At 66.7% G+C, this 17,472-nt stretch carries 12 protein-coding genes; 6 read left to right on the top strand and 6 right to left on the bottom strand.

The genetic code is table 11. The features are described 5' to 3' along the window. The first annotated feature begins 1 nt into the window (after position 1). The 5 genes from AB4Z44_RS13370 to AB4Z44_RS13350 all read left to right on the top strand — a co-directional run bounded on the left by AB4Z44_RS13370 (position 2) and on the right by AB4Z44_RS13350 (position 7,449). On the top strand, positions 2-1,450 hold the full coding sequence (locus AB4Z44_RS13370; RefSeq protein ID WP_404710191.1) for an efflux transporter outer membrane subunit: 1,449 nt from the start codon (positions 2-4) through the stop codon (positions 1,448-1,450). After that, positions 1,447-2,748, top strand: coding sequence for an efflux RND transporter periplasmic adaptor subunit (locus AB4Z44_RS13365; protein WP_404710190.1), 1,302 nt, complete (start codon positions 1,447-1,449; stop codon positions 2,746-2,748). The genes AB4Z44_RS13370 and AB4Z44_RS13365 overlap by 4 nt, the downstream gene beginning before the upstream one ends. Next, positions 2,748-3,461, top strand: coding sequence for an ABC transporter ATP-binding protein (locus tag AB4Z44_RS13360; RefSeq protein ID WP_404710189.1), 714 nt, complete (start codon positions 2,748-2,750; stop codon positions 3,459-3,461). Before AB4Z44_RS13365 ends, AB4Z44_RS13360 begins: the two co-directional genes overlap by 1 nt. After that, positions 3,461-4,666: an ABC transporter permease gene (locus AB4Z44_RS13355; RefSeq protein WP_404710188.1), complete on the top strand. Its 1,206-nt coding sequence runs from the start codon at positions 3,461-3,463 to the stop codon at positions 4,664-4,666. Before AB4Z44_RS13360 ends, AB4Z44_RS13355 begins: the two co-directional genes overlap by 1 nt. Positions 4,667-4,881: 215 nt before the next feature. After that, positions 4,882-7,449: a TonB-dependent receptor gene (locus tag AB4Z44_RS13350; protein ID WP_404710187.1), complete on the top strand. Its 2,568-nt coding sequence runs from the start codon at positions 4,882-4,884 to the stop codon at positions 7,447-7,449. A gap of 73 nt (positions 7,450-7,522) precedes the next feature. Here the strand turns inward: AB4Z44_RS13350 and AB4Z44_RS13345 are convergent, their stop codons facing one another. The 6 genes from AB4Z44_RS13345 to AB4Z44_RS13320 form a co-directional block, all read right to left on the bottom strand. Further along, the gene (locus tag AB4Z44_RS13345) at positions 7,523-10,609 is read right to left on the bottom strand and encodes an efflux RND transporter permease subunit (protein WP_404710186.1); all 3,087 of its coding nucleotides are present in this window, start codon (positions 10,607-10,609) and stop codon (positions 7,523-7,525) included. Between the two features lie 4 nt (positions 10,610-10,613). Beyond that, positions 10,614-11,522, bottom strand: a complete 909-nt coding sequence (locus AB4Z44_RS13340; RefSeq protein ID WP_404710185.1) for a hypothetical protein — start codon at positions 11,520-11,522, stop codon at positions 10,614-10,616. After that, entirely contained in the window at positions 11,519-12,868 is a 1,350-nt protein-coding gene (locus tag AB4Z44_RS13335) for a TolC family protein (RefSeq protein ID WP_404710184.1), read from the bottom strand. Before AB4Z44_RS13335 ends, AB4Z44_RS13340 begins: the two co-directional genes overlap by 4 nt. 5 nt (positions 12,869-12,873) lie before the next feature. Beyond that, positions 12,874-13,878 carry a YncE family protein gene (locus tag AB4Z44_RS13330; RefSeq protein ID WP_404710183.1) on the bottom strand — a complete coding sequence of 335 codons (1,005 nt, stop codon included), beginning with the start codon at positions 13,876-13,878 and terminating at the stop codon, positions 12,874-12,876. A 79-nt stretch (positions 13,879-13,957) separates the two neighbouring features. Further along, positions 13,958-15,298: a sensor histidine kinase gene (locus tag AB4Z44_RS13325; RefSeq protein WP_404710182.1), complete on the bottom strand. Its 1,341-nt coding sequence runs from the start codon at positions 15,296-15,298 to the stop codon at positions 13,958-13,960. Beyond that, positions 15,291-15,968: a response regulator transcription factor gene (locus AB4Z44_RS13320; RefSeq protein WP_404710181.1), complete on the bottom strand. Its 678-nt coding sequence runs from the start codon at positions 15,966-15,968 to the stop codon at positions 15,291-15,293. Before AB4Z44_RS13320 ends, AB4Z44_RS13325 begins: the two co-directional genes overlap by 8 nt. Before the next feature lie 416 nt (positions 15,969-16,384). Between AB4Z44_RS13320 and AB4Z44_RS13315 the strand changes: the two genes are divergently transcribed. Continuing rightward, entirely contained in the window at positions 16,385-17,452 is a 1,068-nt protein-coding gene (locus AB4Z44_RS13315) for a DUF2252 family protein (protein WP_404710180.1), read from the top strand. The last annotated feature ends 20 nt before the right edge of the window (positions 17,453-17,472 follow it).

Below are 17,472 nucleotides of genomic sequence, written 5' to 3'. Positions count from 1 at the left end.
CATGCCGAAAACCCGCCTCGCTCTTGTCGTGACCGCCTTGCTGGGCGGTTGCGCGGTTGGGCCCGATTATCGCCCGCCGCAAACGGCATCGCTCAACGTGCCGGCGGCATACAGCGTGGAGACCGTGCCGGCCGCACCGGTCGATCTTTCGCTCTGGTGGCGGCAGTTCAACGATCCGCTCCTGACCGATCTGATCGGCCGCGCGACCGCTGCCAATCTCGATATCGCGGTTTCGCAAGGCCGCCTGATCCAGGCGCGCGAGTCGCTCATCCAGGCGAGCGCTTCGCTGTTCCCGTCGCTGACCGGATCGGCCGGCGTCACCCACAATATGGTCTATTCGCCGCTCACCTCGACCAACGTCGGCGGCACGGTCGTCCAGACGGGCGGCAACTCGGCCACGACCCAGCTGTCGCTCGGGCTCGACGCCTCGTGGCAGGTCGATATTTTCGGCGGAACGCGACGCTCGATCGAAGCGGCGCGCGCCAATGCGGACAATGCCGCGTTCAATCTGGCGGCGATCCGGACCTCGGTCGCGGGGGAGGTCGCGACCAATTATATCACCGCGCGGCTGGCGCAGGCCCGTCTCGCGATCGCGCGCGATACGCTGAAGACGCAGGACGACAATCTCGAGATTGCCGGCTGGCGAGTCAAAGCCGGCCTCGTCTCCTCGGTCGATGTCGAGCAGGCGCGGGCGCAGCGCGCGCAAACCGCCGCCTCGATCCCGCTCTTCCAGAACAGCCTGGTCAATGCCACCAGCCGGCTCGGCGTGCTGACCGGGCAGGCGCCGGGTTCGCTCCGGCAGACGATCGCCGCGCTCGGCCCGATCCCCCACGGGCCGGACGGCGTCGCGGTCGGCATCCCCGCCGATACGCTCCGCCAGCGCCCCGATGTGCGCGCCGCCGAGCGCAGCCTTGCGTCCGCCACCGCCCAGATCGGGGTTGCCAAGGCGCAGCTCTATCCTGCACTCAACATCACCGGCAGCCTCAGCACCGCCGCCAGCCGGGTCGGCAGCCTCACCGATATCGTCACTGGTGCGCTGTTCGCCGGGCTGACCCAGACGATCTTCGATGCCGGTCGCCTGCGCTCGCAGGCCCGCTCGGCGAGGGCGGGTGCCGATATCGCCTTCGCCACGTATAAGCAGACCGTCCTCAGCGGGTTGGAGGATGTCGAGAATGCCACGCAGGCGCTCAACGCCGCGCGCGAGAGGCAGACCCAATTGGCGATCGCGGTCGATGCCTCGAACAACGCCGCGATCCTCGCGCGCAGCCAGTATCGCGCCGGACTGACCGATTTCCTCACCTTGCTGCAGAGCGAGCAGACTTTGTTGTCGGCCCGGGATGCCCTCGCCAGCGCCGAGTCCGATCAGGCGCTCGCGCTGGTGCAGCTCTATCTTGCGCTCGGCGGCGGCTGGCAGCCGGCATCGCCCGAAACGAACGGATCCCCTTCATGAGCGAACCGGATATCGATGAATTCCTCGGGGCAAAGACGACGACGATGCGGAGCCGCATACTGAAATGGGGCGCGATCGCAGTCGGCATCGTATTGTTGCTGCTGCTGCTGTCGCGCTGCTTCGCGCCGGCCAAGCCGACGTCCTATGCGACCAATCCCGTCACCAGAGGCGATCTGACCGTCACCATTTCGGCCACCGGCAATCTGGCGCCGACCAAGCAGGTCAATGTCGGCTCGGAGGAATCGGGGCTGGTCGAGAAGGTCTATGTCCAGAACAATGATCGCGTGACCAAAGGCCAGCCGCTCTCCAGCCTCGATCTCTCACGGCTGCACGATGCGCTCGTCCAGAGCCAGGCGTCGTTGCAGGCAGCGATCGCGACCGTGGCGCAGAATCGGGCGACGGTCGCGCAGACCAAGGCCAATCTCGCGCGCCTGGAGCAGGTGTTCAAGCTGTCGGGGGGCAAGGTGCCGTCGCAGACCGAGCTGGATACTGCACGTGCCGATTATGCGCGCGCGATTGCCAACGTCGCAGCGGCCGAGGCGCAGGTTGCGCTCCAGCGCGCGACGGTATCGACCAATCAGACCAGCCTGTCCAAGGGCACGATCTATGCGCCGGTTACCGGGGTGGTGCTGTCGCGACAGGTTGAGCCGGGTCAGACGGTCGCGGCGACCTTCAACGTCGCCACGCTTTTCACCATCGCGGAAGACCTGGCGCATATGAAGCTGGAGGTGAAGGTCGACGAGGCCGATGTCGGCGAACTGCGCGAGGGCGCGCTGGCGACGTTCACGGTCGATGCCTATCCCGGCCGGGTCTTTCCGGCGACGGTTACCCGGGTCGATCTCGGCGCCAACGCCACGCCGCAGGTCAACAGCGCCGGAACCACGGTCGCCGCCACCAGCACGGTCGTGGCCTATACCGCGGTGTTGTCGGTATCGAACCAGGATCTGCTGCTGAAGCCCGGCATGACGGCCACCGCGACCATCACGGTCGCGCACAAGACGAACGTCCTGCTGGTGCCCAATGCGGCGCTGCGCTTCAATCCGACCGCGTCGGGGGGCGCCCAGAAGGGCGTCATCATGGCACCGCCGATAAGGCGCGCCAACAATGGATCGCAGACCGCCGATTTTGGGCGCGGCAGCCGCCAGCAGATCTGGACCGTGGGCGCCGACGGCAAGCCCAAGGCGATGCCGGTGACGACCGGCGATACCGATGGCTCGCTCACTGAAATCTCCGGCGCGGGTATCCAGCCCGGGCTCAAGGTAATCACCGGGCAATTGACGGCGGCGGCCGCGCAATAATGGTCGATCCGCTCATCTCGCTCAAGGGCGTCACCAAGCGCTATGGCGAGGGCACGGCCGCGTTCCAGGCGCTCAAAGGTGTCGATCTCGACATCATGGGCGGCGATTTCGTCGCCGTCATGGGCCCGTCGGGATCGGGCAAATCGACGACGATGAACATCCTCGGCTGTCTCGACGTGCCGACCACGGGGACCTTCCTGTTCAAGGGCGTCCATGTCGAGGGGCTCGATCGCGACCAGCGCTCGCTGCTGCGGCGGCGCTATTTCGGCTTCGTCTTCCAGGGCTTCAACCTGCTCGCGCGCACCACCGCGCTCGAGAATGTCGAGCTTCCTTTGATCTATCGGGGCGAGGCGCGGAAAGTGCGCCACGATCTCGCCATGGCGGCGCTCGACAAGGTCGGGCTGGCGGACTGGCACGACCATACTCCCGCGGAGCTTTCGGGCGGCCAGCAGCAGCGCGTCGCGATCGCGCGCGCGATCGTCACCCATCCCGATGTGCTGCTGGCCGACGAGCCGACCGGCAATCTCGACAGCCAGCGCTCGATCGAGATCATGGAACTGCTGACCGATCTCAACCGGACCAGCGGCATCACCGTGCTGATGGTGACGCACGAGCCCGAAATGGCGGCGTTCGCGCGCACCATCGTCCATTTCAAGGATGGGCTGGTCGAGCGGATCGATACCGGGCATCGCGTGGGCGCGGTGCCGGCCTGATGCTGCTCACCACGATCATGCTGTCGCTGCGCGAGATCCGCCGCCATTTGCTGCGCTCGTTCCTGACCGTGCTCGGCATCGTCATCGGCGTCGCGGCGGTGGTGACGATGGTAACCTTGGGCCATGCCACCACGCGTTCGGTGCAGTCGCAGATTTCAGGGTTGGGATCGAACCTTGTCACGATCCTGCCGGGGCAGGGCTTCGGGCGCGGCGGCGGCGCTCAGCCGCAGCCGTTCAAGATCGAAGATGTGAACGCGATCCGCGGCCAGATCGGTGGGATCACCGCGGTGGCACCACAGGTCCAGTCGTCGCAGACCGCGGTGCGTAACGCCGCCAACTGGTCGGTCTCGATCAACGGCACCACCGACGACTATCTTGCCGGCCAGCAATGGGCGCTGACCGGTGGTCGCGCATTTACCTCGGCCGAGGAACAGGCCGGCAAATCGGTCTGCATCATCGGCAACACGGTCAAGACCAATCTCTATCCCAACGATGCGCCGATCGGCACCCAATTACGCGTCGGCAATGTCAGCTGCGAGGTGATCGGCCTGCTCGCAGTGCGCGGGCAGAGCGGGATCGGCGGCGATCAGGACAATACGGTGATCATGCCGTACAAGACCGTCCAGCGGCGCTACACCGGCAATCACAATGTCCAGATGATCATGGTCGCGGTCGATCCGCGCTACGACAGCGGCACGATCCAGGATTCGATCAGCCAGCTGCTGCGCCAGCGCCGTAACATCACAGGTAGCAAGGCCGACGATTTCTCGATCCTCGACACCAAGCAAATCTCCGATGCGCTCGGCAACGCCACCTCACAGCTAACCGCTGTGGTCACCGCCGTGGCCGGTATCTCGCTAGTGGTCGGGGGGATCGGGATCATGAACATCATGCTGGTCTCGGTGACCGAGCGCACACGCGAGATCGGCATCCGCCTTGCCATCGGCGCCGTCGCGCGCGAGGTGTTGCTCCAGTTTCTGGTCGAGGCGGTGGTGCTGGCCTCGCTCGGAGGGCTGATCGGACTGGTGCTCGCCTTCCTTGCTTGTTTCGGCCTGTCCTTCCTGATGAAGGTGCCCTTCCTGTGGGAAGCGCAGATCAACCTGATCGCATTCGCGATTTCGGCGATGATCGGGGTGATCTTCGGCTATTTTCCCGCGCGGCGCGCGGCGGGGCTCAATCCGATCGACGCGTTGCGGCACGAATAGACGGCCAACTCGTCATTTCCGCGCAAGCGGGAATCCATAACCTCCGAACCATCTGACTCTTGCGTTCCAGAGAATATGGATTCCCGCCTGCGCGGGAATGACGGTGGTGGGTTGTCACGTACCTGAAACCAAACTGACGCGAGATTGGCACGATCCGCGGCCACAGGGCCCCTTATTCTGCACTGCAGCAACGACTGCATCGAAGGGGACCTTCCATGATCCGATCCACCACGAGCCTGCTGGCGCTCGCCGGCGCGCTGTTCGCCGCCGACATGGCGATCGCCGCCGATCCGGCGCCGGCGCCTGCCGCGGACGCGACGCCCGCCGCCCTGGACGACGCCTCGACGATCACCGTCACCGCGGTCAAATCGACCCGCTCGGCCACCGCCATCCCGCAGACGGAGATCCAGAAGATCCTGCCCGGCGTCTCGCCGCTCAAAGCGATCCAGACGCTGCCGGGCGTGCTCTACATCACCGCCGATCCGTGGGGCTATAACGAGCAGAACGCGCAGATCTTCATCCACGGTTTCGCCGCCAACCAGCTCGGTTACACGATGGACGGCATCCCGCTCGGGGACCAGAGCTACGGCAATTATAACGGCCTCTCGCCGCAGCGCGCGGTAATCTCGGAGAATGTCGGCCGGGTCGTCGTGGCGACGGGGGCGGGCGATCTCGCCACCGCATCGAATAGCAATCTCGGCGGCACGGTCGAGACCTATTCGTCGAACCCGCTGGCCAAGTTCAGCATCCAGGCGGGGCAGACATTCGGCAGCTACAGCACGTCGCGCACCTTCGTCCGCATCGACAGCGGCGCGTTCGGGCCCGGTGGCGAGAATTCGGCCTATATCTCTGCGGCGCGCCAGCATGCCCGCGCCTGGGATTTCGACGGTATCCAGGGCGGTTATCAGGCTAACGCCAAGTTCGTCCACGACGGCGGCTTCGGCAAGCTCACGCTCTATTTCGACTATAACGACATGACCCAGCCGAACGAGGACGCGACCGTTTTCTTCAAGCCCTCGGCCGGCGGCACGGCGAGCGCGGTCCAGCTCTACACGCCTTATACCAAGCCATTCTATTATCCCGACTTCAGCACCTACCGGACATCCTACCTGAGCGCGCTCGGCAATTCGCCGTCGTCGGTCGGCGGCAATTACCGCAACTATTATTCGGATGCGCAGCGCACCGATTATCTCGGTTACGCCCGCTATGACGCGCGCTTCGGCGACAAGGTCACCTGGTCGACGACCGGCTATTATCACCACAATGACGGCGCCGGTGTCGTTGCCGGCCCGCTCGGCCAGTCGATCACGACCGCGCAGCCCTATCTCGATCCCAATTATACGACCATTCCGACCAATTGCCGCTTTGGTGGCAATTCGAACGGCATCCTGCCGGCGGCCTGCACGGGTCTTACCGCGGCGCAGGGCGCGGCGGCCGGCGCGGCTCTGGTCGCGGCGACCGGCGGATCGGGGCTGATCACGCGCACGACCGAATATCGCATCGATCGCGGTGGCGTGGTCTCTGCGCTCAACCTCGATCTTGGCCACCACAAGATCGAACTCGGCGGTTGGTTCGAGCATAACAGCACGACCCAATGGCGCCGCTGGTATGCCGTAGACGTCAACAATCCGTCGTCGAGCACGCCCTATATCCGTCCGCTCGATGTCGGGAAGCCGCTCTTCACCCAATATCAGGGCGAGGCGCGGATCAACGAACTCCAGCTTCACCTGCAGGATACGTGGCAGCCGTTCGATCGCCTGCTCGTCCAGGCGGGCTTCAAGACCAGCGCGCAATGGGCCAATGGCTGGTTCCCGGTGCAGCCGGTCGCCGGCTCGCTCTCGGGCCTCACCGGCGGCCTGCCGCAGGGCAAGATCGATACGCTGCGCTGGTTCCTGCCGGCGGTCGGCGCGACCTATGACGTGACCGGCAACGAACAGGTCTATTTCAACGTCCAGAAGAACTTGCGCCAGTATCAGGCCTATCTGGCCGGCGGCGGCGGCCCATGGTTCACGGGCAGCCAGAGCGCGTTCAATGCGTTCGCCGATCAGGGCAAGCCCGAGAGCAGCTGGACCTATGAAGGCGGCCTGCGTTCGCACCGCAATTTCGGAAACGGTGTCGGGTTCGAGGCACAGATCAATTACTACCACGTCGTGTTCAACAATCGCCTGCTGGCGATCTCGACGAATCCCGGTGGCATCGCCGGTGGCAGCATCACCGGCGGTACCTCGATCCTCGTCAATGTCGGCGACGTCCATACCGACGGGGTCGATGCGGCCTTCACCCTGCGTTTCGGCCGCACCTTCTCGCTCTACAATGCGACGTCGTACAATCTCTCGAAGTATCAGAGCGATTACACGTCGACCGCGACCGGGATCGGTGCCGCGACCGGCACCTGCATCGGCGGCTATCTCGTCGTCGGCGGCGTCGTGCCGACCTGCGGCAAGCAGCTTCCGGGCACGCCGAAGTGGATGAACAAGACGGTCGCGACCCTGTCGGTCGGCCCGTTCGAGGTGCAGGGCATCGGCGATTTCGTCGGCCGTCGCTTTGCGACCTTCACCGACGATGCGAGCGTGCCGTCCTATTTCCTGACCTCGCTGCGCATTGCCGCGAAGGTGCCGGAGAATCTCCTGCCGCTGCGCAAGGCGGAGATCGCGCTCAACGTCACCAACCTCACCGACAAGAAGGGCTGGTCGTCGATCTCGATCGGATCGGCCACCAACAATTATTCGGCCTATCCGATCGCACCGCGCCAGTGGTTCCTGACACTGTCGGCGGCGTATTGATGGGTGGTAGCGACGGGGCGAACGACCCCGTCGCTATCCTCAGTCGCGGCAAGGCTGCCGTACGATTACATCCTCAAGAGGCCTCGGTCGGCCGCGCATAACGCCAGATCAGCACCGGCATGATCATCAGGGTCGTCACGGTAGAGCTGACCAGGCCGCCCAGGATGACGAACGCCATCGGTCCCTGGATCTCGCGGCCCGCCTGACCGCTGCCGATCGCGAGCGGGAGCAGGCCGAGGCCGGTTACCAAAGCCGTCATCAGGATCGGGGTCATCCGCTCGCGCGTCGCGAGAACAAGCGTTTCGATCGACCAGCTCCGCCCTTCGCTCGCGACGAGATGTTCGGCATGTGAGAGCAGCAGGATCGAATTGCGCGCGGCGACACCGAACAGGGTGACGAAGCCTACCAAAGATCCCAGCGACAGCAGCCGCCCGGTCAACAACACCGCGACCACGCCACCGATCATCGCCAGCGGGGCCGATGCGAAGATCAAAGCCACCGATCGCCCGCTGCCAAACGCGATCGCGAGCAGGGCGATCATGCCGACGATCGCGAAGCCGATGTTGCGCAGCAATTCGTTGCGGGCGGACGCTGCGGCATCCGCGGTCCCCTCATACTCCAGATAGACGCCCGGCGGCAATTTCGCCTGCGCCGCAAGCGCCTGCCGGACTGCGGCGGTGACCGTGCCGGCCTCCTGCGGCGGCGGGTTGGTGGTGACCACCTCGCGCACCCGGCCGCCTTCATGCGCGATCACGGTGCGGCTCTGGTCGAGCGAGACCGTCGCCACCTGATCGAGCGGCATCGTCGCGCCCGCGGCCGATCGCACGAGCAGATTGCCGACCGCCTCGGGTGTGTCGCGCAGATCGGGTGGCAGGGTCAGCGCGACGTCGATCGAGCGATCCTCGCGGAAGATCTGTGCGGCGGGATTGCCCTGATAGGCGGTCTGGACGGCCGAGACGATTTCCGTCGGGTTCACGCCGCGCGCGGCGGCGCGCGGCAGATCGACCGTGACGCGCACGACCGGGGTTTGCGGCGGGGTCGCGCGCTGGACGTCGACCGATCCCGGCACGGTCTTCACCACCGCAGCGACGCGATCGGCGACCTGGTCGAGCGTGTTGGAATCCGCCCCATAGATCCCGATCGCCAGCGACGCGGTCTCGCCCGAGAGCGATTCACCGATACGGTCGCCCAGGAAGGTCAGGACTTCGGTCGTGAGCCCGGGATAGGCATCGAGCACCGTGTGGATTGCGTCCTGGATCTGGTCCTGCCGCGCGCCCGATAGACCGGGGGCGAGCTCGACATGGAATTCGGATTTTTCGGTGCCCCACGTATCCTCGCCGCCCTGCGCGCGGCCGATCTGCTGCTCGACGCTCTGGATGCCGGGAATAGCGAGCAGGTCATGCGTGATATGCACGCCATAATTGCGCATCACCTCGAGCGAGGTGCCCGGCGGGCCCGAGACGCCGAGCACGAAATGGCCTTCCTTGAACGAAGGCAGCAATTCGGTGGTGAAGGTCGCTGTCGCCGCCGCGCCGATCAGCACCGCGACGATCGAGCCGATCATGACGATCCGCGATCTGTGGATGAAGCGCAGCAGGAAGTCGCCGATCCGCGCCTTGAGCCAGCGCAAGGGGGCGGGCTCCTCGGGCAGGCGGGCGTTGCGCAGCAGGATCAGGCTGAGCGCAGGCGTGACGACCACCGCGACGCCGAGCGAGGCGAGAGTCGCGAGGATGAAGGCAGTCGCGAGCGGGGCGAAGAAAGCCCCTTGAAGGCCGCTCAGCATCAGCACCGGCGCGAGCACCAGCGCCACCACAAGGGTGGCGTAGATGACCGGCGCACGCACCTCGACCGATGCGGCGAGGATGGTGGCAGGCGGCATCGCACCCTCGGGCGCGCTGCGCAGCCGGCGGATGATATTCTCGACATCGATGATCGCATCGTCGACCACCACGCCGAGCGCCACCGCCATGCCGCCCAAGGTCATGGTGTTGATCGTCACCCCGAAGCGATCGAAGACGATGATGGCGGTGAGCAGCGACAGCGGGATGCTGACGAACGAGATCAACACCGCCGCAATGTTGCGCATGAACAGGAACAGCACGATCGCGATCAGCACCGCGCCGATCACGAGATCCTCCATGATTCCGCGTAAGGCCGTGTCGATGAAATTGGCGGGCCGATGCAGTCCGGCATTCATCGTCACGCCTTGTTTGGCGAGCACCGGCCTGAATTCCTCGAGTGCGGCCTCGACCGCGCGGGTCACCTCGAGCGTGTTGGCGCCATATTGGCTCGACAGGCTGATCAGCACGCCTGGTTTACCCATGATCAGCGCGTCGCCGTTGTTGGGGGCGGGGCCTTCGGTGACGGTCGCGACGTCGCCGACATGCGCGATCGCAGCCTGCGTTCCGGATGCCGCCGGCAACGGCGCCGCCGCGATATCGGCCGCGGTCCGCGCCTGGCCGCGCGGCTCGACCGGCAGGCGCTGCTGCGGCGTATCGATATAGCCGCCGCCGATCACGCTGGTCGATTGCTGGACCGCGATCGCGACATCGCCAATCGCCAGATCGCGCGCCGCAAGATCGTCGGGGCGGACCTGGACCTCGATCCGCCGTACCGTTCCACCATAGACGGTCGCGCGTGCTACGCCGGGCACGGCGAGCAGGCGCGGGCGGATTTGCCACTGGACGAGATCGCGCAGCGCCGCCGGATCGAGCCTGTCGCTGGTGAAGCCGACCTCGAGCAGATCCATCGTCGCCGATGTCAGCGGCGTGACCTGCGGCGCATCGACCCCTTTGGGCAAGGTGCCAGTGGTGCCGCTCAGGCTCTCGCTTACGACTTGCCGCGCGCGATAGGGATCGACCCCGTCGGCGAAGATGACGGTAACGATCGACAGCCCCTGGATCGATTCCGACCGGACCGAGGTGACCCCCGCCGCGCCGTTGACTGCTTGCTCGACCGGGCGGGTGACGAGCTGCTCGACCTGATCGGGTGACAGGCCCGGCGCCTCGGTCTGGATCTCGGCCTGGCTCGGCACGAAATTCGGGAAGACGTCGAATTTGGTGCGTTGGAGCACCACTGCGCCGTAGACTAGCAGCAGCAATGCGCCCGCGGCGACGAGCAAGGGTCGCGAAAGCGACCAGCGGACGATGGCGGTCAACATGCGCTCAGTCGTCCACCGGATGGCCGCCATGCTCGGCGGCATAGAGCGCGGCTGCGCCGCTGGTGGCGATGCGGTCGCCGGCGCGAATGCCGCCCCTGACGAACAGCCCGCCCGGAACCGCAATCACGCCCGGCAGGCGGATGCGGCCAAAGGTGCCCGACGCGGTCTGGCGGTAGACCCAGCTTGCGCCATCGAGCCGAAGCACCGCGCTGCCGGGAACAAAGCTGCCGCTCACCGCTATGCCCGACAATTTGGCTGGCACCGAAAGCCCGGTTGACAGCAGCCCGGCTTTCGGCCCCGCAACCTGTGCGATCAGGCCCGGCGACTGGAGGCGGGGATCGGCTGCTCGTGCGGGGCCGAGGATGGTTGCATTGACGGTGCCGAGATCGCCCAGATCGAGCGTCACGCTGTGCAGGCCGGCTTGCCCGGTGCCGCTGGCGCTGTCGATCCGCACCAAAGCCGCGCGTCCGCTCGATAGCGCCTCGACCAGAGCTGCGCGCCGCGCATCGCCGAGCCGCGCGATTGCCGGCCCCCACTCCAGGCCCAGCCGCCTTCGCAGCAAGGCGAGCTTGGCGCCGTCGGCGCGCGCCTGCATCGTCGCGGTCTCGGCGGCCTTGCGCGATATGGTCGCATCGGCGGCGAACAGATCGCGGCTGCGTTTGGCTTCCGCGGCGGAAGCGAAGGCGGCTGGGCCGGCCGCGGCGATATCGGCGTCTAGCTGTGCCAGCGGAATCGGATCGAGCACGCGGGCAAAGCCGGTCGTCGTCGCCGATCGGGTCATGGCCTGGACCGGCGCGGTCGTCACCGAGAGCTTGCGCATCGTCGCGGCATCGATCGACACCGCTTTGGGCGGCTCGGCGGCGAGCATGGTCGCCATGCCGAACCACAGCAAGGCTGCCGGCCATCGCGTCACTTCGTCTCTCCCAGTCGCTTCATCGCGGTTTCCAATATTGCGGCGTCGCGCGGGTCGGTCGGGCGCCGCAGCGCATCCTCCAGATCGACCAAAGCGAGCCAGGCCAGCCGCGATGCCTCGATCGAGGCGAACTCGGCCTCGGCGGCGGTGGCTCGCGCGGCATCCTCGTCGACCCGATCGCCTTCGCCTCCGCGCAGATTGGCAGTGGCGCGATCGGCGAGGTGGCGGGCGGCGGGCAGATCGCGCGTCGCGTTGAGCCGCTCGGCAGCGACCTGCGCATCGAGCGCGGCGGCGGCCTTGTCGACGTCCCCCAGCACGGTCGATTGCAGGGTCTCGAGCTTGGCGCCGGCCTGCGCGCGTTTCGCCTCGGCGGCGGCGATGGCGGCGCGGTTGAAGTCGATCGGCGGAAGCTGGAGGTTGACCCCGAATGGCAATTTCACCAGCCCGCGCTCATAGGTGTAGCCCGGCTGGATGCGGATCGCGGGATATTGGCTGGCGATCTCCAGCCGCACCGCATTTTCGGCAAGGTCGTAATCGATGATCGCGCGCAAGATGTCGCGGCGGCCGGCCGATGCTTCGCCACGTAGTCGCGCGAGATCGGCGGGCGGCAGGATCGGCACCGCCGGATCGAGCGGTGCCAGCGCAATGCCGGCCACCGCCGCCGGATCGACCCCAATCGCGTTGGCGAGCGCGACATCGGCCTGCGCCCGCCGCGCGGCGATATCCCTGATACGCCGCTCGGCCATGGCCAGTTCGAGCTGCGCGGCGATCGAGATCGGCCGGGCTTCCTCGCCGGCGCGGACGCGCGCCTGGAGTTTGTCGTGGCGATCCTGCCGCAGGGCCAGCACGCGCGCTGCCAGGGGGGCCAGCCGATCGGCGAACAGGCGGTCGATCGTCGCCCGGCGGATCGCGGATCGCGTGCTCCATACGGCCTCGCCATAATCGTAGCGTGCCTGGACCACCGCCAGATCGGCGGCGTCGACGCGCGCATTGCGCCGCCCCCCGAAATCGAGCGGCAGATCGAGTGTGCCGCTGCCCAGCCACGGCTTGTCGGGATTGTCGTCGTGCGAATATTCGGCGGTGAGTTGCAGCGCGGCGGGGAGCGGCACGCGCGCGGCGTGGGCGGCGGCGGCGAGACTGCGGTAATTGGCCGCGCTTTCGCGGATCGACGGCGCCCAATCGAGCGCTTGCGTGAGAAGGGCGGCGGTCGTCCAGCTTTGTCCCGCCGGCAGGCTCCGCTCCGCGCGCACCGCCCCGATCGCGTTGGGGGCGAACGGGGCCGGGCGATAGGTGGCGCAGGAGGCCAGTCCCGCGCACAGGGCCGCCGCCCCTATTCGCCCGCGCATTCGGTTCATCGGGGCGATACGACGATCAGATGGAAGCTGCCGGGAACCATCTGGCGCCGCGCGCCGGGCGTTGCGGCGGGGGCCATGGTGGCTGCCGGCAGATAGATCTTGCCGTCCGTCGGGTCGACCGCGCCGGTGCGGGCGGATGGTTCGGTCGTCACCGTCTCGACCAGGCCGATCTTGCCGCGCGCCTCGGCCAGGACGGCCAATGTGCCCGAGCCCGAGGGCACGAACAACCGTCGGCGGGCCGGATCGGCAATGACCGCATCGGCGCCCTTTCCGATCGGCAGGCTGGCGACCATCTTGCGCGTGGCCGGATCGACGATCGCGACGACGCCATTGCCGCAGGCCGTGACAATACGATCCGCGGTCGGGGCATAGGCCATGCCGGTCGGCCCGTCGCATCCCGCCAGCGCGATCCAGCCGAGCAAGGTCATCCGATCGGGATCGACCACCGCGATCTGGTTGCGATCCTCATTGTTGACGTAGAGGAGCCCGGACTTGTCGAACGCGGCATATTCAAGCGCCGGCGCCAGGGCGAGGGTCGCGGTGACCTTGGCGGCAAGCGGATCGATCAGCATGATCGTGCCGGATTTGGCATTCATCACGACCGCGCGCTTCCGTTTGGCATCCCAGATCGCGGCATCGGGATTTTCGCCGACCGGGATTCGCGCCTTTTCCACGCCGCTCATGCCGTCGACCAGACGAACCGCGCCCGTGCCGCCGTCAGTCTCGAGCAATAAGGTTGTGCCGGGGATCGGGAGTACAGCGTGCGGACGGGTAGCCGGCGCGAGCGCCGCGGTCACCTTGCCGCTTGCCAGATCGATTGCGGTCACGGCCGCGCCGTGTGCGACATAGAGGCGGCGCGTGGCCGGATCGACGCTGGCATAGTCCCAACCGCCATCGGGTCCGGCTATGCTGCCGCTTACCGCATAGGTCGCAACCGCGGCGGACAAGGGCGTCGCCACCATCAGCGTGGCCGATAGAAGGGTGAAGATGCGCGTGCGCATAGCCGGTCTCCGATTGTCGAGCTCGACTGGCGACGTTCGGGGGGCGAAGGCAAGGCCCCCGCCTGAAGGTGGCAAAGTTTCAAACCGGCGGTGGAAATACCAGGGATACCGCCAGCCCGGGCGACGCATCGTCGAGGATCAACTCGGCGCGATGGGTCGCGGCGACGGCTGCGACCAGCGTCAGCCCGAGCCCGTACCCGCTTGTCGAACGGCTGGTTTCGCCCCGCCCGAACCGACGCAGCACCAGCGCGCGATCCCCGGTCGGCACGCCGGGGCCATCGTCGGCGACGGTCAGCACGGCATGTCCGTCTCGTCTCGCCACCGTGACCGTGATGCAGGTGCCGGGCGGGGTATGCTTGATCGCATTTTCGATCAGGTTGACGATCGCCTGACCGATCAGTCCCTCGTCGCCCGACGTGGCGACGCCTTCGGCGATCGAGGCAACGATCGACCGTCCGCCGTCCTGCGCGGCCGGCCCGTAGCTTTCGATCATCTCCTGGGCCAGCCAGTCAAGCCGCACCGGCGCGAAATGGCCCCGCACGGCACCGCGCTCGATCTCCGATATGCGCAGGATGGTGCCGAACAGCGCCATAACCGAATCCATCCGGACCAGCGCCTTGTCGATAAGGTTGCGCTGGGTTTCCGCGTCGGCGGTATCGCTGGCCTCTTCCAGGATCGCCCGCAATCGTGCGAGCGGCGTGCGCAGATCATGGGCGATATCGTCGGAGACGTGGCGCAGGCTGTCCATCAGCTGCCCGATATGGTCGAGCATCAGGTTGAGCGTGCCCGCCAGCCGATCGAATTCGTCGTCACGCGGCCCGATCGGCATGCGCTGGGCGAGGTTGCCGTCGATGATCGCGCGCGCGGCATCGTCCACCGCGCCCAGCCGGCGGTGGATCGAGGCGCCGATCAGGAAACCGCCGCCGACCCCGATCGCAACCATCAGGCCGAAACCGAGCCCCGAAATCGCGAGCAATGTCTTCTCGATCCGCGCGAGCGTTCCGGCTTCGCCGATCACGGCCAATGTCTCACCATCGGCCAGGTGGACCGCGGCGGCGCGCCCGGGCTCCGTGCCGCCGCTTCCGAGTGTCAGCTGCACATCGCTCAGCCCCGGGCGCGGGATCGTCGTATCGACCTTGCCGGCGATGCGATGGCCGTCGCGATCGATCAGCAGATAGCCGCCGCCGCTCGGCACCAGATCGCGCGCGATGATGTCCGAAATCAGCGCGGCGCGGCCTTCGCGTGCGCCGGCACGCATCAGGGTCGACAATTCGCTTTGCAACCGATCGTCTAGCGCGCTGCGCAAGGTATGGCTGGCGAACGCCCAGATCGCAGCGCCCAGTATCAGTGACGCGATTGCGAAGCTCAGCGCATAGAAGCCAGCGATGCGATAGGCGGTCCGCGTCGCCGGCCTAGGCATCGCCGCGCACCCGATAGCCTTCGCCGCGCACCGTTTCGATCGCGCCGATCGAGAAGCCCGCATCCAGCTTGGCGCGCAGCCGGCTCATGTGGCTTTCGACGATCTTGGTTTCCGGATCGAAATCGAAGCGCCAGATCGCCTTGAGCAGCATGGCGCGCGTCACCGTGCGTCCGCCATGCCGCATCAGGGTATCGAGCAGCTGGAATTCGCGCGGATGCAGGACGATCGTTCGTCCGGCGCGGGTGACGCTGCGGTTGACCCGGTCGATCCGGATGCTCCCGATCGCCACGATCCCGTCATGGTCGGGCGATCGGGCGCGCCGACCGAGCGCGCTGACCCGAGCGGCCAGTTCGGCCAGCGCGAACGGCTTGACCAGATAATCGTCGGCGCCGGCATCGAGCCCCTCGACCCGATCCTCGATCGATCCGCGCGCGGTGAGCATCAGCACGGGCGCGCCGACGCCGGCGCTGCGCATCTTGCGGAGCGCGGCGACCCCATCCAGCCGCGGCAGCATTCGATCGAGGATCACGATATCGAAATCCCCATCGATCGCGCGCGCCGCGCCATCGGCGCCATCGGTCGCAAGCACCACCGGGTGGCCGAGTTTTTCGAGCCGCGTCTTCACATGATCGGCCAACTCGGCGTCGTCCTCGATCAGCAGCACACGCACGTCTCGATCCTCGTCGCGCTTGAAAACAGGAATCGTAGCGGGCGAATCCGAGGCTGTCGCATCGCTTTCTTGAAACCTTGCGCACCTTTTGCGCGTCGGGGCTTCACGAAGCTGTCACGGGCACGTCACCGGTTTGTCCCGTCCGATCTCTAAGGGACGCCAGGGGAACCGGGGGAAAATAGCCATGACACATTCAAAATCGCGCGCGCTGCTCGCGCGTGCGCCGGCTTGCGTCGCGCTCGACCGGTTTTAGTCGGATGCGAAGCTGGCTCCTCAGGCGGCGGAATCGATGCCTTCGGCGGCTCGGGCTGGTTATCATGGTAATCGGCTATTTGTGCGTCGCGTCGGAGCCGGCATAGGCGGCGGGGCGATTTCCGCGCGCTGATATCTGCCGAATTCCTCTATGCAGCGCGCGTTTGTCGCGCGAGACCGACGCGATGACCTCGACCAGCTTTGCCGAAGCGAATGCCCGTTACGAGGCGAGCTTGCGCGCGGCGTTTGGCAGCGCCTTCGTCGAAGCGGATCTTGTCGAGAAGCATGACAAGATGCGGCGCGATGCGTTCCTGTTTCTCCGTGCGACCTGCTTCCGCTGGGCCGGCAATGCGGCCGCGCTCTGCCCCGATCTGGCGCATGCGCGTTGCGTGCCGTCGGTCGGCGACGCGCACGCGGGCAACTTCGGATTGTGGCGCGATACCTTTGGCCGCCTCGTCTGGGGCGTGAACGATTATGACGAGGCAGCGATGCTGCCCTGGCCGTTCGATCTGGTGCGGCTCGCGGTCAGCCTCGTGCTCGCGGGCGACGGCCATCATGCCGGCAAGGTCGCGGATCAGATCCTCGACGGCTACGCGAAAGCGCTGCTCGAACCTGGCCCATTCGTGCTGGCGCGCGATCATCTCTGGTTGCGCGACGCCTTCGCCGCGACCGACCGCGAACGAAAGGACTTCTGGCAAAAACGCGAGGAGGCGGAACCGACCGGTTGCGATCCCGCGTCGTTCGAGGCGCCGCTGCTGAATGCGCTCGGGCCGGTGGTCGACATTCGCATCGCGCGTCGCTCGGCGGGCGCGGGCAGCCTCGGCCGCCCGCGCTTCGTCGCGCTGGGCAATGTACGCGGCGGTCCAGTCGCCGCCGAGATCAAGGCAATGTTGCCATCGGTCTGGATGGCGGGACGCATCGATGGGCTCGCCGAGCGCGCAGCGCATGGCGCTTATCGATCGCCCGATCCACGCCTGCATTATGCGGATCGTTATGTCGTGCGTCGGCTCGCGCCCGACAACAGCAAGCTCGATTTCGAAAAGATCGACGCGGCCCGCCGCGGCAAATTGTTCAGTGCCATGGGCGCCGAACTCGCTTCGATTCACGTCGCGGAGGGTGGTGCGCTGGCGGTGAAGACCGAACTTGCGGCGATGAAATCGGGCTGGTTGAGACACGCGGCCAAGCGGGTTGCCGCGTGGACGCACGAAGAGTGGAAGGAATATGCGCGATAAATCCCTCCCCGGAACGGAGG

The organism is Sphingomonas sp. MMS24-J13 (genome assembly GCF_044905095.1).
In the GTDB taxonomy this organism is placed as follows: Bacteria; Pseudomonadota; Alphaproteobacteria; order Sphingomonadales; family Sphingomonadaceae; genus Sphingomonas_I.
Note: the sequence above shows the minus strand (reverse complement) of the source record. Positions and strands in the feature narration are given on the sequence as shown.

Excerpts from the sequence above, each read along its gene's own strand:
- AB4Z44_RS13365 (WP_404710190.1), top strand. The coding sequence starts at position 1,447 with ATGAGCGAACCGGATATCGATGAATTCCTCGGGGCAAAGACGACGACG.
- AB4Z44_RS13335 (WP_404710184.1), bottom strand. The coding sequence starts at position 12,868 with ATGCGCGGGCGAATAGGGGCGGCGGCCCTGTGCGCGGGACTGGCCTCC.
- AB4Z44_RS13345 (WP_404710186.1), bottom strand. The coding sequence starts at position 10,609 with ATGTTGACCGCCATCGTCCGCTGGTCGCTTTCGCGACCCTTGCTCGTC.
- AB4Z44_RS13355 (WP_404710188.1), top strand. The coding sequence starts at position 3,461 with ATGCTGCTCACCACGATCATGCTGTCGCTGCGCGAGATCCGCCGCCAT.
- AB4Z44_RS13350 (WP_404710187.1), top strand. The coding sequence starts at position 4,882 with ATGATCCGATCCACCACGAGCCTGCTGGCGCTCGCCGGCGCGCTGTTC.
- AB4Z44_RS13360 (WP_404710189.1), top strand. The coding sequence starts at position 2,748 with ATGGTCGATCCGCTCATCTCGCTCAAGGGCGTCACCAAGCGCTATGGC.
- AB4Z44_RS13330 (WP_404710183.1), bottom strand. The coding sequence starts at position 13,878 with ATGCGCACGCGCATCTTCACCCTTCTATCGGCCACGCTGATGGTGGCG.
- AB4Z44_RS13325 (WP_404710182.1), bottom strand. The coding sequence starts at position 15,298 with ATGCCTAGGCCGGCGACGCGGACCGCCTATCGCATCGCTGGCTTCTAT.
- AB4Z44_RS13370 (WP_404710191.1), top strand. The coding sequence starts at position 2 with ATGCCGAAAACCCGCCTCGCTCTTGTCGTGACCGCCTTGCTGGGCGGT.